This is a genomic window from Embleya sp. AB8 (assembly GCF_049739465.1).
In the GTDB taxonomy this organism is placed as follows: Bacteria; Actinomycetota; Actinomycetes; order Streptomycetales; family Streptomycetaceae; genus Embleya.
Window position 1 is genome coordinate 471,002 of sequence record NZ_JBMHHY010000001.1, and the last position, 20,396, is coordinate 491,397.

Genomic DNA, 20,396 nt, shown 5'->3' on the forward strand with positions numbered 1-20,396 from the left:
GAGTTTTCGGGAAGACCCGGCCCGTCCGGTTTTCTTGAGGAAGCTTTCCTTATGCAACCTGATGAAATCCTGGATTACCTTATTCCAGGGATCATGCTCGGTGCGTTGTACGCGGTGATCGCCATCGGCTACACCCTCGTCTATGGCGTGCTACAGCTCATCAACTTCGCGCACAGCGAAGTCTTCATGGTGGGTGCCTATTCGGCACTCCTCGCGCTGACCTGGATCGACCCGAGCAGCAACCCGACGGCACTGGTGTCGGTGTTGTTGGTCGCGGCCGGTCTCGCCGTTTCCGGAACCGCGGGCGCGGCGACCGCATTCGCATTGGAAAAGGTCGCGTATCGACCGCTCAGACGCCGGAACGCCCCCAGGTTGGCGTTCTTGATCAGCGCGATCGGGGCGTCGTACTTCCTGCAGAACCTGGCGGGGAAGTTGTTCGGTCGCGACTCGCGCGCGTTGCCGACGTTGTTCGAGAACAAGAAGGTCTTCTCGGTCTTCGGCACCCAGGTCACCATCCTGCAGCTGCTCATCGTGTGTGCGGCCGTGTTGATGATGGTGGGTCTGGACTATCTGGTGAATCGCACCAAGCTGGGCTCGGGTATCCGGGCGGTGGCGCAGGACGCCGAGACGGCGGGCCTGATGGGTGTGGACATCGACAAGGTGATCTCGCGGACGTTCATCATCGGCGGGTTCATGGGCGGCATCGCCGGGTTCCTGTTCGGGCTGCATCTGCAACTGTCGTTCACGATGGGCTTTTTGCCGGGTATCACCGCGTTTGCGGCGGCGGTCGTGGGCGGGGTGGGCAACATTCGCGGCGCGATGATGGGCGGGATGTTGCTCGGCATCGTGGAGAGCTTCTCGTCGCCGATCTTCGGTGAGTCGTGGCGTTACGTCAGTGCCTTCGCGGTGCTGGTCCTGGTGCTGATGTTCCGGCCGACCGGCATCCTGGGCGAGCGTCTGGGGAGGTCGGCGTGACCACGACGACGGACATGGATTTTGCGCCGACCGCGTCGGCGCTGGCCAGGTTGCGGCGCAAGCGCTGGTATCAGCATCCGATGTTCGGCCGGCTGGTGGCCATTGTCGCGGCGGCGGTGCTGCTCGATGTGATGAGCGGTCCGCAGGGCAGCCGGGAGGACGTGTTCTTCTCGCTGGACAAGTCCCTGGGTTCGCTGCGGGTGGTGTGGTGGATCCTCGGCGCGGTGGCGCTGTGGGCGGTGCTGGAGTTCGGCAAGCCGCTGTATCGGCGCTTTCTCGGCCCGAAGGTGGGCCCACTACTGGGCCGGTTCGCCGCGCCGGTGGCCGGCCCGGTGAAGGAGGCGCTCGCGCAGACCAGGCAGACCACCGCGAACCTGCGCCGGATCGTCTGGGTCCGGCTCGGCTTCGCCGCCGTGGTGATCGGCCTGCTGATCCTGCTGCCGAACCTGCTGTCCACGTTCTGGAACCAGGTGCTGGTCAACGAGGTGGCGATCTACGTCCTGTTGGCCATCGGGCTGAACGTGGTGATCGGCTGGGCGGGTCTGCTCGACCTGGGCTTCATCGCGTTCTTTGCGATCGGCGCGTACAGCACGGCGTATTGGACCGGCGCGATGCCGGTGGATCCGCCGTTCAAGCTGAACGCGTTCCTGGTGATCCCGGTGGCGGTGTGCACGTGTCTGCTGGCGGGGCTGTTGCTCGGCGCGCCCACGTTGCGGCTTCGCGGTGACTATCTGGCGATCGTCACGCTCGGCTTCCACGAGATCATCTATCTGATCGCGAAGAACGCGGACGGGTTCACCAACGGTCCGCGCGGGGTCCAGGGCATCTCGAACTTCTCGGTGCACATCGGCCCGGTCGACTACGACTGGAAGCTGGATCCGGTGCCGTACTGGTACCTGTTGATCGGCATCGCGACGATCCTGATCATCGCGTTCCTGCGCCTTGAGGACTCCCGGGTGGGGCGGGCCTGGACGGCGATTCGCGAGGACGAGGTGGCCGCGTCGGCGACCGGGGTGCCGACGGTGAAGTTCAAGCTGATGGCGTTCGCGATCGGCGCGTCCACGTCCGGTATCGCCGGTGTCGCGTACGCGTCCAAGGCCCGGTTCATCTCGCCGGAGAGCTTCCTGCTGCTGTTCTCGGTGCTGGTGGTGGCGTACGTGATCTTCGGCGGCATGGGCTCGCTGTGGGGCGTGATCATCGGTACGGCGTTCCTGGCCTGGTTGCCGCAGTACATGAAGGACTGGGTGGATCCGAACGACCGGTTCATGTACCTGGGCGCGCTGTTGATCATCATGATGATCTACCGCCCGCAGGGCCTGATTCCGTCGGTTCGGCGCAAGCGCGAGTTGAGCATGGCCAAGGCGGGTCTCGGCGACGCGGACGCGATGTCGGAGCCGGCCGGCGGGAGGATGACGTGAGCACCACGACCACGCAGGCGGGCGATCGGCCGCGGGTGGATCCGAGCGACCAGGTGATGCGGGTGCGCGGCGTGACGCTGCGCTTCGGCGGCCTGGTGGGGTTGTCCGAGGTGGAGTTGGACCTGCACCGGGGTGAGATTCTCGCGGTGATCGGCCCGAACGGCGCGGGCAAGACGTCGCTGTTCAACTCGCTCACCGGGATGTACGTCCCGCAGGAGGGCAGCATCGTGCTGCGCGATCGGGCGGGCGGCGAACATTCGTTGCTCGGCCGTAAGCCGCATCTGGTCAATCGGCTCGGGGTCGCCCGTACGTTCCAGAACATCCGCCTGTTCGGCGCGTTGACCGCGCTGGAGAATGTGAAGATCGCGGCGGAGACCCGGCAGAAGTCGGGCCCGTTGTCGATCATGTTGGGGTTGCCGAGCGCGCGCCGCGAGGATCGTGAGAGCGACCGGCGGGCCCTGGAACTGCTGCACTTCGTCGGGCTCGACGGGCTGCTCAACGAGTTGGCCGCGTCGTTGTCCTACGGGCAGCAGCGCAGTCTGGAGATCGCCCGGGCGCTGGCCACCGAGCCGCAGGTGTTGCTCCTGGACGAGCCCGCGGCCGGGACCAACCCGACCGAGAAGCTCGATCTCGAGGTGCTGATTCGGCGGATCAACCGCGAACTGGGGATCAGTGTGCTGCTGATCGAGCACGACATGCGGCTGGTGATGTCGGTGGCGGACCGGGTGACGGTGCTCAACTTCGGCAAGGTGATCGCCGCCGGGTCGCCGGCCGAGGTGCAGCGCGATCCCGAGGTGGTCGCGGCGTATCTGGGGGCGGAGATGGCCGCCGAGATGACCGCCGCGTCGGACGCGGCGGACGGTACGGTCCCCGCGCAGCGGGACGGGGAGGAGCAACGATGAGCGCCGCCGAGTCCACGGGCGCGGACCCGGTCGGCCTGGCCGAGTCGGCCGCCGACACCGCGACGACGCCCCGAAGGAAGCTGCTCGAGCTGGACGACCTGCATGTGTTCTACGGCGCGATCCAGGCGCTCAAGGGTGTGCACATCGAGGTGAACGAGGGCGAGATCGTGGCCCTGCTCGGCGCCAACGGCGCGGGCAAGACCACCACGCTGCGGACCATTTCGGGGCTGCTCACGCCGCGCGTGGGCGAGGTGCGCTGGCGGGGCGAGCGGATCGACGGGGTGCCCGCTCATCACGTGGTGGGGCTCGGGATCGGGCACTCTCCGGAGGGTCGCCGGGTGTTCCCGGCGATGACCGTGACGGAGAACCTGAACATGGGCGCGTATCGGTTCAAGACGGTGCCCAGGGACGAGTTGGATCGTGCGTTCGAGCTGTTCCCGCGGCTGGCCGAGCGGCGCACCCAACTGGCGGGCACGTTGTCGGGTGGCGAGCAGCAGATGTTGGCCATCGGGCGGGCGTTGATGGGCAAGCCGAAGTTGTTGCTCCTGGACGAGCCGTCGATGGGGCTGGCGCCGTTGATCGTGGCGCAGATCTTCGAGATCATCCGGGAGATCAACGAGCAGGGCACCACGGTGCTCCTGGTCGAGCAGAACGCCGCGCAGGCGTTGCGGTTGGCGCATCGCGGCTATGCGCTCGAGACCGGCTCGGTGGTGTTGTCCGGCCCGGCCGACCAACTGTTGTCCGACCCGAAGGTGCGCGAGGCGTATCTGGGCGAGGGCGCGTAGGACATCCGTGCGGCGGAGGGGGTCGGCCCTTCCGCCGCGCGGTTCCCGCTCGTCAGGCCCGCTTGATCAGGCAGCTCAGCCGCGCCGTGCAGACGCGCTTGTCGTTTTCGTCGGTGATCACGATCTCGTAGGTGGCCAGGGTCCGGCCCAGGTGTACGGGGGTCGCCACGCCGGTGACCAGGCCGGACTTGGCGGAGCGGTGGTGTGTGGCGTTGATCTCGATGCCGAGCGCGATGCCGTCCCGGCCGGCGTGCAGCGCGGCGCCGACCGAGCCGAGGGTCTCGGCCAGGACACACGAGGCGCCGCCGTGCAGGAGGCCGTACGGCTGGGTGTTGCCCTTGACCGGCATGGTGGCCACCAAACGCTGGGCGGAGGCCTCGACGAATTCGATCCCCATGCGCTCGGCCAGGGTCTCCCGGGTGCCGATGTTCATGGATGCCAGGACCTCGTCGAGGCTGGGCGGGGTGGTCTCGTCCGGCATGGGGCGCTCCTCGGGATACACGGTGCTGTCGGCCTGACAGCCTAGGATCGCGGTCGTGGCAGCTACTCGGACCCCCCAGACCTCCGTTCCCGCCGGTTCCCGGCCGCGACTTCTGCTCCTCGACGGGCATTCGTTGGCATATCGGGCGTTCTACGCGCTCAAGGAAGCGTCGATGAGTACCGCGACGGGCCAACCGACCCAGGCGGTCTACGGGTTCACGTCGATGTTGGTGAACGTGTTGCGGGACGAGGCGCCGACCCACCTCGGCGTGGCGTTCGACGTGTCCCGGAAGTCGTTTCGCACCGAGGAGTTCCCGGACTACAAGGCGAACCGGTCGGAGACTCCGGAGGAGTTCAAGGGCCAGGTCGAGCTGCTCGTCGAGGAGCTGACCGCGATGGGCGTGCCCACGATGCGGGTGGCCGGCTTCGAGGCGGACGACGTGATCGCCACGCTCGCCACCCGGGCCGCCGCCGAGGGCTTCGAGGTGCTCATCCTCACCGGCGACCGGGACGCGTTGCAGCTGGTCACCGACGACGTCACGGTGCTGTATCCGATGATGGGCGTGAGCAAGCTGCACCGGTTCACCCCGGCGGCGGTGGCGGAGAAGTACGGGTTGACCCCGGCGCAGTATCCCGACTTCGCGGCGCTGCGCGGCGACCCGAGCGACAACCTGCCGGGCATCCCGGGGGTGGGCGAGAAGACGGCGGCGAAGTGGATTCGCGAGTTCGGCTCGTTCACCGAGCTGGTCGAGCGCGCGGACGAGGTCAAGGGCAAGGCCGGGCAGAACCTGCGCGACCACCTGGACAACGTGAAGCTGAACCGCCGGTTGACCGAGCTGGTGCGCGAGGTCGAGCTGGAGGTGACGCCGGCCGAGCTGGAGCGCCGGCCGTTCGATCGGGCGGCGGTCGAGGTGGTGCTCGACGCGCTGGAGTTTCGCAACGCGAGCTTCCGTGAGCGGTTGTGGGCGGTGGATCCGGGGCTGGTGGTCGCGGCGGCCGAGGCCGAGCCGGGCTTCGAGCTGGACACCACGGTGGTCGAGCCGGGCGGGCTGACCGGGTGGCTGGCCGAGCACGCGTCGGGCGCGGAGCGTACCGGGCTTGCCGTGGACGGCTCGTGGGGGCGCGGCACGGGCGAGGTCAAGGGGCTGGCGTTCGCCGCGGCGGACGGCGCGGCGGCGTTCGTGGACCCGCTCACGATGGACGAGGACGACGACGCGGCGTTGGCCGGGTGGCTGGCGGATCCGGGGCGGACGAAGGCGGTGCACGACGCGAAGGGGCCGATCCTGGCGTTGGCGGCGCGCGGGTGGTCGTTGTGGGGGGTGACCAGCGACACCGCGCTCGGCGCCTATCTGGTGTTGCCCGGGCAGCGCTCGTTCGCGCTGGAGACGCTGGTCGAGCGGTTCCTGGGCCGCGAGCTGAAGGTGGACCAGGGCGGTTCGGGCGACGGGCAGTTGGCCCTGGACATGTCGGATCAGGACGACGCGGAGCCGGGGGCCGCGCTGATGTTGGCGGCGCGCGCGGTGGTGGACCTGGCCGCGGCGCTGGACACCGAGCTGGCCGCCAAGGGCGGTTTGCCACTGCTCCAGGACATGGAGCTGCCGCTGCTTCCGGTGCTCGCGCGGATGGAGCAGTTGGGCATCGCGGCCGACCTGCCGTATCTGGAGGCGCTCCAGGAGCAGTTCGCGGCGGCGGTCAAGCAGGCCACCGACGAGGCGCACGCCGCGGTCGGGCACGAGTTCAACCTGGGCTCGCCCAAGCAGTTGCAGGAGATCCTGTTCAACGAGCTGGGTCTGCCCAAGACCAAGAAGATCAAGACCGGTTTCACCACCGACGCCGACGCGTTGACCTGGCTGGCCGGCCAGACCGACAACGAGCTGCCGGTGATCCTGCTGCGCCACCGCGACCAGACCCGGCTGCGCACCACCGTCGAGGGCCTGATCAAGACGGTCGCGGACGACGCGCGCATCCACACCACGTTCAATCAGACCGTGGCGGCCACGGGCCGGTTGTCCTCGCAGGACCCGAACCTGCAGAACATCCCGATCCGGACCGAGGAGGGGCGGCTGATCCGGCGCGCGTTCGTGGTCGGCGCGGGCTTCGAGGGGCTGCTGACCGCGGACTACAGCCAGATCGAACTGCGGATCATGGCCCACCTGTCCCAGGACGCGGCGTTGATCGAGGCGTTCACCTCGGGCGAGGACCTGCACTCGACGATGGCCGCGCAGGTGTTCTCGGTGGCGCCGGAGGCGGTGGACCACGCGCTGCGCAGCAAGATCAAGGCGATGTCGTACGGACTGGCGTACGGGCTCTCCGCGTTCGGCCTGTCCCAGCAGTTGGACATCGAACCGGCCGAGGCGCGCGGGCTGATGGAGACCTACTTCGAGCGGTTCGGCGGGGTGCGCGACTATCTGCACAAGGTGGTCGAGGAGGCCCGGCAGACCGGCTACACCGAGACGGTGTTCGGCCGTCGCCGCTACCTGCCGGACCTGACCAGCGACAACCGGCAACGGCGCGAGATGGCCGAGCGGATGGCGCTCAACGCGCCGATCCAGGGTTCGGCGGCGGACATCGTCAAGGTCGCGATGCTGGCGGTGGATCGGGCCATGCGCGAGGAGAAGCTGGCCTCGCGGATACTGCTCCAGGTCCACGACGAACTGGTCCTGGAGGTGGCGCCGGGCGAGCGCGAGCAACTGGAGGCGCTGGTGCGGCGGGAGATGGCGGACGCCTATCCGCTGCGCGCCCCGTTGGACGTCTCGGTCGGTTTCGGGCCGAACTGGGAGGACGCGGGTCACTGATCGTGGATCGGTGCGCGATGGGGGTGGAGACCCGGGCACGGCCGGCATAGGTTCGCACGGGCAGCCGGTGCTCGAGGGCGACCGGCGCGGAGTCGAACGTGCGCACAGAGGGGGGAGCTTCGTGGAAGAGGCCGAGTCGAGGCCCGATCCGCGGGACGCGGTGATGGCGGCGGAGGATGCCGCGGCACCCGCGCCTGGAGGCGATCCCGAGCCCGAGTCGCCGGTCGAACCGGCTGCGGCCGAGGGCGAGGCCGAGCCGGGGCCCGAGTCGTCGGGTGGGGTCGGTGCGGAGCCGATATCCGGTGCGCCCGAGGGCGAACCGGAGTCCGAGTCATCGGGTGGGTCGGTTGTGGTCGGTGCGGAGCCGATATCCGCCGCTGCGCCGATATCCGTGTCCGGGGCGCCTGTCGAGGCGGGCTCGGTCGAGGTGGGGGAACCGATACCCGCCGTGCTTGCGGGCGAGGGTGGCCCTGACGCCGAGGCGTCGAGCAAGTCCGGGGCGGTGACCGAGCGGATATCCGCGGTCGCTGCCGCACCGGAGCCGGCCGCGGCCATCTCCTCGACCGAGCCCGAACCCCCCGAGGCGCCGGCCAAGCGTCGGCGGATCTTGAACCCCTGGCTGGGGAGCGCGGCGGCGATCCTGGTCGTGTTGGCCTGTGGGGCGGCCGTACAGTCGCCGTTCACCATGGTCACCGCGCACCGGGTGCCCACCTCGGATCTGCCGCGGTTGTCCGATCCGGCGCCGGCCGATGGCACCTCGGCCAACGGCGGCGGCCCGGCGCACTTCGAACTCCCGCCGCCGGTGGTGCCGGCCGCACTGCCCGGCGCGCCCGCCTCGTCCGCGCCGCCGACCGCCCCCGGCGCGACCACCCCGGCCGGCACCCGAGGCACCACCGCCACCGGCACCGGCGGCATCCCGCAGACCGTACTCCTGGCCTATCAGCAGGCGGCGTCCAACCTGGCCCGGATGGACCCCGGCTGCAAGCTCCCGTGGACCCTGCTCGCGGGCATCGGCCGGGTCGAGTCGGAGCACGCCTACGGCGGCAATGTGACCGCGGACGGCACGGCGGTGACCCCGATCCTGGGTCCGCGCCTGGACGGCACCGGCGGCTTCGCCCGGATCCCGGACACCGACGGCGGGCGCTACGACTTCGACACCGAGTTCGACCGCGCGGTGGGCCCGATGCAGTTCATCCCGTCCACGTGGAAGGCCTACGCGATGGACGGCAACGGGGACGGCGTGGCCAATCCGCAGAACATCTTCGACGCGACGCTGACCGCGGGCCGCTACCTGTGCGCGGGTGGCCGGGACCTGTCCACCGGCGCGGGGCTGAACGCCGCCATCCTCAGCTACAACCACTCGGACGAATACCTGCGCACCGTCCTGACCTGGATGAACTACTACGCGACCGGCGCCCGTTCGGTGCCGGACAACCGCCAACCGGGCAAACCCCCGGTCACCACGAAGCCGCCGGCCGGCAAGCCGACGCCGACCAAGCCGGCGCCTCCGCCGGTGACCACGAGTACGTCCGCCTCGGCGCCGGTTTCGGGGACACCGTCGACAGCGAACCAGACCGACCCGGCGAGCGCGTCGGCCACCACCTCGGAGAGCGGCGCGGCCCGGTAGCCGGCCGGAATCCGACCCCGGGAAAACGGGAACCCGTTCTCGTTTCTTGCTACCGTGCCCCATCGTCGACGATCGCGGCGGCGGGACAGGAAAGGTGGGACCACCACATGCGTTCCTTCGCGGCCATCGTGATCGGCGCGCTCCTGGCCGTGGCGGCGGCGTTCGTGCTGAACGCGTGCGCCGGCCCCGACTCGGCGACGGTGCACCAGCCGCTCCAGGTCACCAGCCCGCCCGCGCGCCCGTAGTGCCGCGTCGGGCGCGGCCGCGCGACGGCGCGATCTTGTACCCGGTCCATCGTCAAGGGGTCCACCTCGATGCGTCGTAAGTCCAGTCTGATCCTGCTGGTCGCGGCAGTGTTCTGCGTGGCCCTGGCCCCGCTGCTGCGCGAGTTCGTCTTCCCGAAACTGGTCGCCAAGGCGCTCGCCGGCGAGGACGCGTACCGGGTCGTGGTCCTGGACGCGAACAACGCCACCCTCCTGGGCGCGCCCGAGGGGCCGGGCCGGGCCAAGGTCACCGCGATCCAGACGATCCGGCCGAACGCCAAGGACAGCCACGGCGACACCATCGTGTGGGACCTGAACCTGGCCGTCCTGGACAGCACCGGCAAGGTGGTCAGCCAACTCCCCGAGCGTTACGCGTTCGACGCGGCCACCCAGATCCCGAAGAACTGCTGCGGCGAATCGGTCGACGCAGCTCCCGCCGCGCACACCGGACTTGCCTACAAGTGGCCGTTCTACACCGGGAAGCGGGACTACAACTACTACGACGCGCAGGCGCACGCCGCGAACGTGATCGGCTACCAGGGCACCGCGCGGCGCGGCGGGCTGGAGACGTACCGCTTCGAGCAGCAGATCCCGTGGACCAAGATCCCGATGCCCAGGCAACTCCCGGGCGGCCTCGATCCGATCGCGATCGAGAAGGACGGCGCGCAGCTCTGGTACACCGCGACCCGCAAGGTGTGGGTCGAACCGGTGACCGGAATGCCGGTGTATGTCGAGGAATCCCGTACCGAGGAGCTGCGCACCACCGCGCCGGGCGCCGATCCGAACGCGAAGCCGGTGGTGACGCGGGTCTTCGACGGTACGTTCACGCCGCGGGCGGGGTGGTCGGAGCAGCTGATCGCGGACGCGAAGTCGCAGCGCGCGAAGGTGCGGGCGGTTCACGACACGATTCCGCTGGTGTTGGTGGGGCTTGGCGTGGTGCTGTTCCTGGTCGCGCTGGGCCTGCAATTCGTCGCGGACCGCAAGGTGGCCGCGGCGGCCCGGATCGCTCCCGAGCCGGTCCCGACGCCCGTCGAGGTGGGGTAGTCGGTTGCCGGTGCGTCTCGGTTGGGTCGGGTTGTGTACCCGCCCGCTCCACCCGTTGCGTTCGGCCCGAAGGCTGCGGTTTCAGAGGCACCGGCCCGACCCGATCCGGTGCCTGGCGGCCTGCCGTCGGGCGCAGGCGTGTCAGTCGCGTGCGCAGACGAAGATTGCGGTTCCCGGGAGTAGCCGGCCGCGCAGGGGGCTCCAGCCGCCCCACGTGGTGTCCAGGTCGGCGGGCCATTCCGGTTCGACGATGTCGAGCAGGCGGAAGCCGGCGGTGACCACCTCGCGGACCCGGTCGCCGAGGGTGCGGTGTTGTTCGACGTAGGTGGCTCGGCCGGTGTGGTCCTGTTCGACGTATGGGGTGGTGTCGAAGTAGGACGTGACGGCGGTCAGGCCCTCGGGGCCCGGTTCGTCCGGGAAGGCCCAGCGCACCGGGTGGGTGAGCGAGAAGACCCAGCGGCCGCCCGGGCGCAGCACCCGGAAGACCTCGCGCATGATGCCCGCCCCATCCGGGCTGAACGGCAGCGCGCCGTACGCCGAGAAGGCCAGGTCGAAGCTCGCGTCGGCGAACGGCAGCCGGGCCGCGTCGGCCTGCACCACCGGCACCCGGGTGCCGTGCTCGGCGTCCAGCCGCCGGGAGTGCTGGAGCTGGCGCAGCGACAGGTCGAGCGCGGTGGGGAACGCCCCGCGGGCCAGGAGTCGCCGGGAGCACTGGGCCGCGCCCGCGCCCACCTCGAGCACCGTGCGGCCCTCGACCGGGCCGAGCAGCCCGGCGCGGTCCTCGTCCAGGCCCTCGGGGCACCACGTGAAGCGCGCGTCGCCCAGGAAGTCGCCGTGTTCGACCTGGTACTCGTCGGCGTTCGCGTCCCACCAGCCGCGGCCGGCGCGCACACTCTCCGCGAGGCCGACCCGGCGGCGGACCGCGTCGTCCCCGTCGTCGTCGAGCTCGTCGGGGTCGACGTAGCGCGCGACGAGCGAGGACGCGTGCGGGTCGTGGGATGTGGGGCGGTTCACTGGTCTCCAGAAACTGCGGGCGGGCATGGACGCGCGTAGGGTACTCCCTTCGGGACGTCCCGGTTGACCCCATGCATCCCGTGCGCGTTGACCGCACCCGGTCGGCCCCGTATGCTGCAAGTTGCGCCGCGGGCCTGCGTGAACTCAGACGGAGCAGGTCGCGCTCACCTTTGTCGATCCCACGCCATCCTCTTGCATGGACGCGGGCGTCGGGGGCGAAACCGGGTCCACAAGCGTGTTTGAAAACGACTTCTGTCCGTACCCGGAGCCCTTACCCACATGACGAGCAGCACCGAGGCCACGCCCAGCACCACCCCGCAGGTGGCGGTCAACGACATCGGCTCCGAGGAAGACTTCCTCGCAGCGATCGATGAGACGATCAAGTACTTCAACGACGGCGACATCGTGGATGGCGTGATCGTCAAGGTCGACCGGGACGAGGTCCTGCTCGACATCGGTTACAAGACCGAAGGCGTCATCCCGTCCCGCGAGCTTTCCATCAAGCACGACGTGGACCCCCACGAGGTCGTCACTGTCGGTGACCACATCGAGGCCCTGGTTCTCCAGAAGGAGGACAAGGAAGGCCGCCTGATCCTCTCGAAGAAGCGGGCTCAGTACGAGCGCGCTTGGGGCACCATCGAGAAGATCAAGGAAGAAGACGGCATCGTCACCGGTACCGTCATCGAGGTCGTCAAGGGTGGTCTCATCCTGGACATCGGCCTGCGCGGCTTCCTCCCGGCCTCGCTGGTCGAGATGCGTCGTGTGCGTGACCTCCAGCCGTACGTGGGCAAGGAGCTCGAAGCCAAGATCATCGAGCTGGACAAGAACCGCAACAACGTGGTCCTGTCCCGCCGTGCCTGGCTCGAGCAGACCCAGTCCGAGGTGCGTCAGACCTTCCTCACGACCCTGCAGAAGGGTCAGGTCCGCACGGGCGTCGTCTCCTCGATCGTCAACTTCGGTGCGTTCGTGGACCTCGGCGGCGTCGACGGCCTGGTGCACGTCTCCGAGCTGTCCTGGAAGCACATCGACCACCCGTCCGAGGTTGTCGAGGTCGGCCAGGAAGTCACCGTCGAGGTGCTCGACGTGGACATGGACCGCGAGCGTGTCTCCCTGTCGCTGAAGGCGACCCAGGAAGACCCGTGGCAGCAGTTCGCCCGGACGCACCAGATCGGCCAGGTCGTCCCCGGCAAGGTCACCAAGCTCGTTCCGTTCGGTGCCTTCGTCCGGGTGGACGAGGGGATCGAGGGCCTGGTCCACATCTCCGAGCTGGCCGAGCGCCACGTGGAGATCCCGGAGCAGGTCGTCCAGGTCGGCGACGAGATCTTCGTCAAGGTCATCGACATCGACCTCGAGCGTCGCCGGATCAGCCTCTCGCTGAAGCAGGCCAACGAGGCGTTCGGCGCGGACCCGGCCACGGCCGAGTTCGACCCGACCCTCTACGGCATGGCCGCGACCTACGACGACGCGGGCAACTACATCTACCCGGACGGCTTCGACCCCGAGACCAACGACTGGCTCGAGGGCTTCGACAAGCAGCGCGAGGAGTGGGAGAAGCAGTACGCCGACGCCCAGGCGCGCTTCGAGTCGCACCAGCAGCAGGTCGTCAAGGCCCGCGAGGCCGAGGCGGAGGCCGTGGCCGGCGAGGCCGCGGGCGCGTACTCCTCGGGCGGTGACGACGAGGTCGAGGCCGACACCACCGGTGGCGCCCTGGCCTCCGACGAGGCGCTCGCCGCGCTCCGCGAGAAGCTGGCCGGCGGCCAGAGCTGAACTCGTGCACACAGTGCCTTCGGGCACGTGGTGCCTGAGGTAGGTCGCGGGTAGCGATACCCGTCGAACGGCCCCACCTCCCTTCGGGGAGGTGGGGCCTTTCGATTTTCCGGTGCGAGCGCGGGAACGCGACTAGGGTCGGGACCGGTCACACGGCAGCCGGGGGAGGGTGCGGCGTGTACGTCTCGTCCACACGTGCGGAATCGGCGATCGAGCGGCCCGCGTCGGGGCGCGGCGCGGTGGTCACCGGCAATGTGATCGCGCTGGGCATGGTCAGTCTGGTCACCGACATCTCCTCGGAGATGGTCACCGCCGTGCTGCCGGTCTATCTGGTCACCGGGCTTGGCCTGACGATGCTTCAGTTCGGCTTTCTGGACGGGCTGTACTCCGGTGTCACGGTTTTCCTGCGGCTGGTCGGCGGGCATCTCGCCGACCAGTTCGCCGCGCGCAAGCAGGTCGCGGTGGTCGGCTACGGGATCTCCGCCGTCGCCAAGCTCGGGTTGCCGCTGGTCGGTGCCTCGGTGCCGGGGATCGGCGCGGTGCTGGCCGCCGATCGGGCGGGCAAGGGGTTGCGGACCGCGCCGCGCGACGCGCTGATCTCGCTGTCCAGCACGCCGCAGGCGCAGGGGCGCGCGTTCGGCGTGCATCGGGCCCTTGACACGGTCGGGGCGTTCACCGGGCCGCTGGTGGCGTTCACCATCCTGGCCGCGGTGGGCACCGCCTACGACGCGGTGTTCGTGGTGAGTTTCTGTGTGGGGCTGGTCGCGGTGGCGATGCTCGTGCTGTTCGTCCGCGACCACCGCGATCCGGTCGGGCGGCGGCCCGGATGGCGGGACGGCGTACGGCTGTTGCGGGATCGGCCGTATCGCCGGCTGTGCGTGGTCGCCGCGTTGCTCGGCCTGGTCACGGTCAGCGACGCGTTCGTGTATCTGCTGCTCCAGCACCGGCTGGCGATCGAGCCGCACTGGTTCCCACTGCTGCCGCTGGGCACCGCCGGGGTGTATCTGGTGCTCGCGCTGCCGCTGGGGCGGCTGGCCGATCGTATCGGTCGGCGGCGGGTGTTCCTGGCCGGGCACGGCGCGCTGTTCGGCGCGTATCTGCTGCTCGGCGGGCCGCTCGGCGGGGTGCCGCTGCTGCTCGCGGTGCTCGCGCTGCACGGCGTGTTCTACGCGGCGACCGACGGGGTGCTCTCGGCGGCGGTGGGGGCCCGGTTGCCGGCGGCGGGGCGGGCCGGCGGGATGGCGGTGGTGCAGACCGGGCAGGCGGCGGGCCGGTTCGTGTCCTCGATGATCTTCGGCGTGTTGTGGACGGCGTACGGTCCGACCGTGGCCATCCGGCTGCTCGCGGTCGCGCTCGCGGTGGCGCTGGCCGCCTCGGTGCCGGTGCTCGTGGGCCGTCGATCCCACCCGGCGGGGGAGGCGGCCGATGTCCGTTGACACCCCGGAGGCGGCGCCGGTGCGGCCGGCCGTCACCAAGGGCCGGCTGCTCGTCTTCGCGCTGATCCTGGTGCTCCTCGCGGGCGTCGCGATCGTCTATACCCTGCACGCGGTGCGGCGCGAGGACGATCGGCTGCACGGCGGTTCGGGGACCGCGCCGGGCGGGCCGCCGCTGGACCTGGCGGTCGGGGGGCCCAGGTTGTTGTTCCGCAGCACCGAGTCCGGTCCCGGATACGGTCATCTGGCCACGGTCGCCGCGGCCGATCCGGGTGGGCCGCGCACCGTCGACGTGCACTCGTGCGATCGGGTCTACGCGGCCGGTGGCACCGCGGTGTGCCTGGCCGTCGAGGGCGGCCTGACCAAGACCAACGTGGCCCTCGTGCTGGACGCGAACCTGCGCCGGCTGCGCCGGGTCGAGCTGGCGGGGACGCCGAACCGGGCGCGGGTGTCGGCCTCGGGTCGGATGGCCTCGTGGACCGTGTTCGTCTACGGCGACTCGTACGCGTCGACGACCTTCTCCACCCGGACCTCGATCCTGGACACCCGTACCGGTGAACTGGTCGCCGACCTGGAGGACTTCACCACCACCCGGGACGGCAAGGAACTGCGCTCGCCGGACCGCAACTTCTGGGGCGTCACCTTCACCGCCGACGACGACACGTTCTACGCGACGTTGTCCACGAACTCCTCGGGGCGTACCTACCTGGTGCGCGGCGAGCTGCGCGCCCGGACCATGACGGTGTTGCGGGAGAACGTCGAGTGCCCGTCGTTGTCCCCGGACGGCACCCGCCTGGTGTTCAAGAAGAAGGTCTCGCAGAGCACCCGCAACCCGTGGCGGCTGCATGTGCTCGACCTGGCCACGATGCGCGAGACGCCGCTCGCGGAGAGCCGGAGTGTGGACGATCAGGCGGTGTGGTTGGACGAACACACGGTCGGCTACGGGCTGCCCACCGGGTCCGGCGCGGCGGGCGACGTGTGGTCGGTGCCGGCCGACGGGAGCGGTGCGCCGACCCGGCTCGTGGTGGGCGCGTTCTCGCCGGTACCGCTGCGCTGATCCCGCACAGGACGCGCTTGTGCATCGACCCGGCCTCGCGCAGGCTGCGGGTCTGCCACAGTTCCGTCACGAAATCCCGCCCCGGGGCGCGGGTGCGGCCGGCGCTTCGACCAGGTCTGACCTGGCCCGAGGACGCGTCGGATGAGCCCGATCGGCTCGGATCCGGCCCGGTCGGCCGGGGGCAGGCGCGGCGAAATGCCCCCTCGTGGTTCGCGTACTCTGACTCCTTGGTGCCAAGCGCCGGGCTTGCATGGAAGTGGCCCGTGTGGCGGTCGGGACGACTGCCGGAGCACGTAGGCCCCCGGACTTCGGGGCAGGGCGCCCATTCGACGTGCGGTAGGAATGAGGATCTCGATGGCCTTTGGTGGAGCGTTCGCCACGGGGCAGGTAGTCAAGACGGTCGGCGCGTCCGACGTCGCCCTGTACCGCGAAGTGCGCGGGCGTACCGGGCATCCGGTGGTCCAGCGCACGAGCAAGGCGCTGTCCTTCGCCGGGGAGCACGCGGGTGTGTGGCTGGCCGCCGGGTTGGTCGGCGCGGCCGTGGACCGCGACCGTCGGCCCGAGTGGCTGCGCGCCACCGCGACGGTCGCCGGGGCACACGTGGCGAGCATGGTGGTCAAGCGTGTGGTGCGCCGCCCCCGGCCGGCCATGGCGGGCCTGGAGCCGACCGTGCGTACCGCCGGTCGACACAGCTTCCCGTCCTCGCACTCGGTCTCGTCCGCCGCCGCCGCCGTGGCGTTCCACGGCCTGCTGCCCACCGCCGTCACGGGTACGGCCGCCGCCGCGACGTGTTTCTCGCGGCTCGTCGTGGGCGTCCACTATCCGTCCGACGTGGCCGCCGGCGCGACCATGGGTCTGGCCGCCGGTGGCTTGGGTCGAGCGTGGGCCCGTCGCGCACAGCGTCCGAAGGGGTTCTGAAGTCTTGAGTACATCCGAAATCGATTCGTCGCCCCTGCCCGGCGACGCCCCCATGTCACCCGCGGCCAAGGGCACCGCCACCGTGGTCGCCCCGGTCGAGGCGCCGCCGCGCCCCCCGCGCGGTGGGCTCGCGGGCGGCCTGCTGAAGCTGGCCCGGCCCAAGCAGTGGGTCAAGAACGTGTTGGTGTTCGCCGCGCCGCTGGCGGCCGGGCGCCTGGACGAGGGCTACGTACTGGGCCACAGCGCGATCATGTTCGTGCTGTTTTGCCTGGCGGCCTCGGCGATCTACTACATCAACGACGCGTTCGACGTCGAGGCCGACCGCGAGCACCCGACCAAGCGCAACCGCCCGATCGCCTCGGGTGTGGTGCCGGTCAAGCTGGCGTGGGTGCTCGGCCCGATCCTGGGCGTGGCCGCGGTCGTCCTCGGGGTGCTGCTGTGCAACGCCGGGACCGCGCTGGTGCTCGGGCTGTACGTGGTGCTCAACGTCGCGTACTGCTTCTCCTTCAAGCACGTGGTCGTGCTCGACCTGGCCATGGTCGCCTCCGGCTTCCTGTTCCGGGCGATGGCCGGCGGCACCGCCTCCGAACTGCCGCTGTCGCGCTGGTTCCTGCTCACCGCGGGCTTCGGCTCGTTGTTCATGGTGGCCGGCAAGCGCTACTCGGAGATGGTGCTGATGGGCGAGGAGGCGGCCAAGACGCGCGCCTCGCTGGCCAACTACTCGATCACCTACCTGCGTTTCGTGTGGCAGATGGCGGTCTCGGTGACGCTGCTCACCTATTCGCTGTGGGCGTTCCAGATCCCCGAGGGCGATTCGACGCTGGCCTGGCACCAGTTGTCGCTGATTCCGTTCGGCTTCGCGTTCCTGCGCTACGCGGTCTACGTGGACGCCGGAACCGCGGGGTCCCCCGAGGACGTTCTCCTCAAGGACAAGGTCCTCGTCGGCCTTGGCTTCGCCTGGCTTCTCACCTTTGTTCTGGGAGTTTTCCATGTCTGACGGCCCGTCGGCCGACGTAGCGCCCACCGCTCGGCGGGTCGGCCTGAACGGTTGGGGCCGCACCGCGCCCACCTTCGCCGACGTCGTGCGCCCCACCACCCGCGAGCAGGTGGCGACCGCCCTGGGGCGGCGCACCGAGCGCGGGGTGATCGCCCGAGGTCTGGGCCGCTCGTACGGCGATCCCGCGCAGAACGGTGGCGGCACCGTCCTGGACATGACCGGCCTGGACAAGATCCTGGCGGTCGACCTGGAGCGCGGCCTGGTCACCTGCGAGGCCGGGGTGAGCCTGGACCGGCTGATCGAACTGTTCGTGCCGTTCGGCTTCTTCGTGCCGGTCACCCCCGGGACCCGGCAGGTCACCGTGGGCGGCGCGATCGGCGCCGACGTGCACGGCAAGAACCACCACGCGGACGGCAGCTTCGGCAACCACGTGTTGTCCATCGACCTGCTGCTCGCCGACGGCACCGAGCGCACGATCACCCCCGAGAGCGACCCGGAGCTGTTCTGGGCCACCACCGGCGGCATGGGTCTGACCGGCCTGATCCTGTCCGCGACCATCAAGATGACGCCGATCGAGACCTCGCTCGCGTCGGTGGACACCGACCGGACGAAGAACCTCGACGAGGCCATGGCGCTGATGGCCGAGACGGACGAGAAGTACACGTACACCGTCGCCTGGCTGGACTGCCTGGCCAAGGGTGCCAACCTGGGCCGCTGCGTGCTGACCTGCGGCGAGTTCGCCTCGCTCGACGAACTGCCCGCGAAGCAGCGGCGGGATCCGCTGCGATTTCGCTCCGGCTCGCTGCTGACCGTGCCGGACCTGGTGCCGGGGCGGTTGCCGAACAAGCTCACGATGGGCCTGTTCAACGAGTTGTGGTACCGCAAGGCGCCCAAGCACAAGGTGGGCCAACTCCAGTCGATCACCGGCTTCTTCCACCCGCTTGACCTGGTCCAGGAGTGGAACCGGGTCTACGGGCGGACCGGGTTCCTGCAGTACCAGTTCGTGGTGCCGTTCGGCCGCGAGGACGGGCTGGTCGAGGCCGTCGAGACGATCAGCGCGCACGGCGCGCCGTCGTCGCTGACCGTGCTCAAGCGGTTCGGGCCGGGCAACGCGGGCTACCTGTCCTTCCCCAAGCCCGGCTGGACGCTGACCCTGGACTTCCCGACCAACACCCCGGGCCTGGCCCGGCTGTTGCGGCAACTGGACGAGATCGTGCTCACCAACGAGGGCCGGTTCTACCTCGCCAAGGACTCCCGGATGGACCCGGCGCACCTGGCCCGGATGTACCCGCGCCTCGAACAGTTCCGCGAGGTGCGGGCCAAGGTCGACCCGGATGGGGTCTTCGTCTCCGACCAGGCCCGCCGGCTCGGGCTCTGAGCCGTTTCGGGTCGTGTGAGTCTCCGTTGCATTCGTTTTCTTCTGTGAAGGACGCACTGTGAAAGACGCCCTGGGCGCACCGCAGTCCCTGCTCGTTCTCGGCGGCACCTCCGAGATCGCGCTGACCACGGCCCGCGCGATGGTCGCCGAGCGCGTCCGGCGGGTCGTCCTCGCCGGCCGCCCCTCCGCCGCGCTGGACGCCGCCGCCGACGAGCTGCGCGGTCTGGGTGCCTCGGTCGAGGTGGTCGCGTTCGACGCGGCCGAGACCGACGACCACGAGAAGATCGTCGACGAGGTCTTCGCGGCGGGCGACATCGACGTGGTGCTGCTGGCCTTCGGCGTGCTGGGCGACCAGGCCGCGGACGAGAAGTCCCCGGCCGCCGCCGCGCGGATCGCGCAGGTCAACTACGTGGGCGGCGTCTCGGTCGGGCTCGCGGCGGCGAACGCGCTGACCCGGCAGGGCCATGGGGCGCTCGCGGTGATCTCGTCGGTGGCGGGCGAGCGGGCCCGGAAGTCGAACTTCATCTACGGCTCGACCAAGGCCGGCCTGGACACGTTCGCCCAGGGGCTGGGCGACAAGCTGCACGGTACGGGCGTGCACGTGATGGTGGTCCGGCCCGGCTTCGTGAAGACCAGGATGACCGAGGGCCTGCCGGACGCGCCGCTGGCGACCACGCCCGAGGTGGTCGCCGAGGCGATCGTCAAGGGCCTGCGCCGCAAGTCGGCCGTGGTGTGGGTGCCGGGGCAGTTCCGGTTCGTGATGTCGGCGCTGCGGCATGTGCCGAGGCCGATCTTCCGGAAGCTGAACATCTGACCCGGCTGTCGCTTCGCGCGAAGGAGCCCGCCCGGGACGCCGTCCGGGGCGGGCTCCTTCTACGCTGTGTTGCGTTCACCCGGGTATGGACGAGGGGCGTGGCATGGGTAGCAGGGGAAACGTCGGCCTCACCGGTGGCATCGGGGCGGGCAAGAGCGAGGTGGCGCGGCGGCTCGCGGAGCTGGGCGCGGTGGTGATCGACTCGGACCGGATCGCGCGCGAGGTGGTGGCGCCGGGGACGCCGGGGCTCGCGGCGGTGGTGGCGGAGTTCGGCGCGTCGGTGTTGTTGCCGGACGGCTCGCTGGATCGTCCCGGCCTGGGCCGGATCGTGTTCGGGTCGCCGGAGCGGTTGGCGGCGCTGAACGCGATCGTGCACCCGCTGGTGGGGGCGCGGGCGGCGGAGCTGACGGCCGCCGCCGGGGAGGACGCGGTGCTGGTCAACGACGTGCCGCTGTTGGCGGAGAACGACCTGGCGAAGCTGTACGACCTGGTCGTGGTCGTGGACGCCGCGCCCGAGACGCAGCTGGACCGGCTGGTCAGGTTGCGCGGCATGCCGGAGGCGGATGCCCGGGCCCGGATGGCCGCGCAGGCTTCCCGGGAGCAGCGGTTGGCGGTCGCGGACGTGGTCATCGACAACGACGGGCCGCTCTCGGCGCTCGAGCCGCAGGTGCTGGCGCTGTGGGAGCGGCTGACGGGCGCGTGAGGCCGCGGTCGGGCGGTTGGTGGGCT

18 protein-coding genes are annotated in these 20,396 nt (G+C 70.2%); 16 read left to right on the plus strand and 2 right to left on the minus strand.

The annotated features are described in order from the left end of the window. Positions 1-93: 93 nt before the first annotated feature. The 4 genes from ABIA38_RS02005 to ABIA38_RS02020 are packed head-to-tail and all read left to right on the plus strand — an operon-like array spanning position 94 to position 4,080. Positions 94-975 carry a branched-chain amino acid ABC transporter permease gene (locus ABIA38_RS02005; RefSeq protein ID WP_424636586.1) on the plus strand — a complete coding sequence of 294 codons (882 nt, stop codon included), beginning with the start codon at positions 94-96 and terminating at the stop codon, positions 973-975. Further along, the gene (locus tag ABIA38_RS02010; RefSeq protein ID WP_424636587.1) at positions 972-2,393 is read left to right on the plus strand and encodes a branched-chain amino acid ABC transporter permease; all 1,422 of its coding nucleotides are present in this window, start codon (positions 972-974) and stop codon (positions 2,391-2,393) included. The genes ABIA38_RS02005 and ABIA38_RS02010 overlap by 4 nt, the downstream gene beginning before the upstream one ends. After that, complete coding sequence (locus ABIA38_RS02015; protein ID WP_424636588.1) at positions 2,390-3,295, plus strand: ABC transporter ATP-binding protein; 906 nt, start codon at positions 2,390-2,392, stop codon at positions 3,293-3,295. The genes ABIA38_RS02010 and ABIA38_RS02015 overlap by 4 nt, the downstream gene beginning before the upstream one ends. After that, positions 3,292-4,080 (plus strand): ABC transporter ATP-binding protein, encoded by a 789-nt coding sequence (locus ABIA38_RS02020; RefSeq protein WP_424636589.1) that lies wholly within the window; start codon positions 3,292-3,294, stop codon positions 4,078-4,080. Before ABIA38_RS02015 ends, ABIA38_RS02020 begins: the two co-directional genes overlap by 4 nt. Positions 4,081-4,132: 52 nt before the next feature. On the opposite strand, the gene ABIA38_RS02025 is transcribed toward ABIA38_RS02020, so the two are convergent. Further along, a complete protein-coding gene (locus tag ABIA38_RS02025) occupies positions 4,133-4,513 on the minus strand; it encodes a hotdog fold thioesterase (RefSeq protein WP_424636760.1) in 381 nt (126 codons plus the stop codon). A gap of 103 nt (positions 4,514-4,616) precedes the next feature. Between ABIA38_RS02025 and polA the strand changes: the two genes are divergently transcribed. From polA to ABIA38_RS02045, 4 genes are all read left to right on the plus strand, one after another. After that, a complete protein-coding gene (polA, locus tag ABIA38_RS02030; protein WP_424636590.1) occupies positions 4,617-7,355 on the plus strand; it encodes a DNA polymerase I in 2,739 nt (912 codons plus the stop codon). A gap of 121 nt (positions 7,356-7,476) precedes the next feature. Then, positions 7,477-8,982, plus strand: coding sequence for a lytic transglycosylase domain-containing protein (locus ABIA38_RS02035; protein WP_424636591.1), 1,506 nt, complete (start codon positions 7,477-7,479; stop codon positions 8,980-8,982). Between the two features lie 107 nt (positions 8,983-9,089). After that, on the plus strand, positions 9,090-9,227 hold the full coding sequence (locus ABIA38_RS02040) for a hypothetical protein (RefSeq protein WP_424636592.1): 138 nt from the start codon (positions 9,090-9,092) through the stop codon (positions 9,225-9,227). 69 nt (positions 9,228-9,296) lie between these two features. Further along, on the plus strand, positions 9,297-10,289 hold the full coding sequence (locus ABIA38_RS02045; RefSeq protein ID WP_424636593.1) for a DUF3068 domain-containing protein: 993 nt from the start codon (positions 9,297-9,299) through the stop codon (positions 10,287-10,289). 141 nt (positions 10,290-10,430) lie between these two features. On the opposite strand, the gene ABIA38_RS02050 is transcribed toward ABIA38_RS02045, so the two are convergent. Further along, positions 10,431-11,303, minus strand: a complete 873-nt coding sequence (locus ABIA38_RS02050; protein ID WP_424636594.1) for a class I SAM-dependent methyltransferase — start codon at positions 11,301-11,303, stop codon at positions 10,431-10,433. Positions 11,304-11,582: 279 nt separating this feature from the next. Between ABIA38_RS02050 and rpsA the strand changes: the two genes are divergently transcribed. From rpsA to coaE, 8 genes are all read left to right on the plus strand, one after another. Next, positions 11,583-13,070 carry a 30S ribosomal protein S1 gene (gene rpsA, locus ABIA38_RS02055; protein ID WP_078977653.1) on the plus strand — a complete coding sequence of 496 codons (1,488 nt, stop codon included), beginning with the start codon at positions 11,583-11,585 and terminating at the stop codon, positions 13,068-13,070. A 176-nt stretch (positions 13,071-13,246) separates the two neighbouring features. Next, on the plus strand, positions 13,247-14,506 hold the full coding sequence (locus ABIA38_RS02060) for an MFS transporter (RefSeq protein ID WP_424636595.1): 1,260 nt from the start codon (positions 13,247-13,249) through the stop codon (positions 14,504-14,506). Then, the gene (locus tag ABIA38_RS02065) at positions 14,496-15,560 is read left to right on the plus strand and encodes a hypothetical protein (protein ID WP_424636596.1); all 1,065 of its coding nucleotides are present in this window, start codon (positions 14,496-14,498) and stop codon (positions 15,558-15,560) included. Before ABIA38_RS02060 ends, ABIA38_RS02065 begins: the two co-directional genes overlap by 11 nt. Positions 15,561-15,914: 354 nt before the next feature. Beyond that, positions 15,915-16,478, plus strand: coding sequence for a phosphatase PAP2 family protein (locus ABIA38_RS02070; protein ID WP_424636597.1), 564 nt, complete (start codon positions 15,915-15,917; stop codon positions 16,476-16,478). Between the two features lie 4 nt (positions 16,479-16,482). Continuing rightward, complete coding sequence (locus ABIA38_RS02075; RefSeq protein WP_424636598.1) at positions 16,483-17,475, plus strand: decaprenyl-phosphate phosphoribosyltransferase; 993 nt, start codon at positions 16,483-16,485, stop codon at positions 17,473-17,475. After that, positions 17,468-18,853 carry an FAD-binding protein gene (locus tag ABIA38_RS02080; RefSeq protein ID WP_424636599.1) on the plus strand — a complete coding sequence of 462 codons (1,386 nt, stop codon included), beginning with the start codon at positions 17,468-17,470 and terminating at the stop codon, positions 18,851-18,853. Before ABIA38_RS02075 ends, ABIA38_RS02080 begins: the two co-directional genes overlap by 8 nt. A gap of 58 nt (positions 18,854-18,911) precedes the next feature. Then, entirely contained in the window at positions 18,912-19,667 is a 756-nt protein-coding gene (locus ABIA38_RS02085; protein ID WP_424636600.1) for a decaprenylphospho-beta-D-erythro-pentofuranosid-2-ulose 2-reductase, read from the plus strand. A 103-nt stretch (positions 19,668-19,770) separates the two neighbouring features. Then, a complete protein-coding gene (gene coaE, locus ABIA38_RS02090) occupies positions 19,771-20,370 on the plus strand; it encodes a dephospho-CoA kinase (protein WP_424636601.1) in 600 nt (199 codons plus the stop codon). The last annotated feature ends 26 nt before the right edge of the window (positions 20,371-20,396 follow it).

Bases quoted from the DNA above. Each gene is read 5' to 3' on its own strand.
- coaE (WP_424636601.1), top strand. From the start codon at position 19,771: ATGGGTAGCAGGGGAAACGTCGGCCTCACCGGTGGCATCGGGGCGGGC.
- ABIA38_RS02070 (WP_424636597.1), top strand. From the start codon at position 15,915: ATGGCCTTTGGTGGAGCGTTCGCCACGGGGCAGGTAGTCAAGACGGTC.
- ABIA38_RS02025 (WP_424636760.1), bottom strand. From the start codon at position 4,513: ATGAACATCGGCACCCGGGAGACCCTGGCCGAGCGCATGGGGATCGAA.
- ABIA38_RS02005 (WP_424636586.1), top strand. From the start codon at position 94: ATGCTCGGTGCGTTGTACGCGGTGATCGCCATCGGCTACACCCTCGTC.
- ABIA38_RS02080 (WP_424636599.1), top strand. From the start codon at position 17,468: ATGTCTGACGGCCCGTCGGCCGACGTAGCGCCCACCGCTCGGCGGGTC.
- rpsA (WP_078977653.1), top strand. From the start codon at position 11,583: ATGACGAGCAGCACCGAGGCCACGCCCAGCACCACCCCGCAGGTGGCG.
- ABIA38_RS02045 (WP_424636593.1), top strand. From the start codon at position 9,297: ATGCGTCGTAAGTCCAGTCTGATCCTGCTGGTCGCGGCAGTGTTCTGC.
- ABIA38_RS02040 (WP_424636592.1), top strand. From the start codon at position 9,090: ATGCGTTCCTTCGCGGCCATCGTGATCGGCGCGCTCCTGGCCGTGGCG.
- ABIA38_RS02020 (WP_424636589.1), top strand. From the start codon at position 3,292: ATGAGCGCCGCCGAGTCCACGGGCGCGGACCCGGTCGGCCTGGCCGAG.
- ABIA38_RS02065 (WP_424636596.1), top strand. From the start codon at position 14,496: ATGTCCGTTGACACCCCGGAGGCGGCGCCGGTGCGGCCGGCCGTCACC.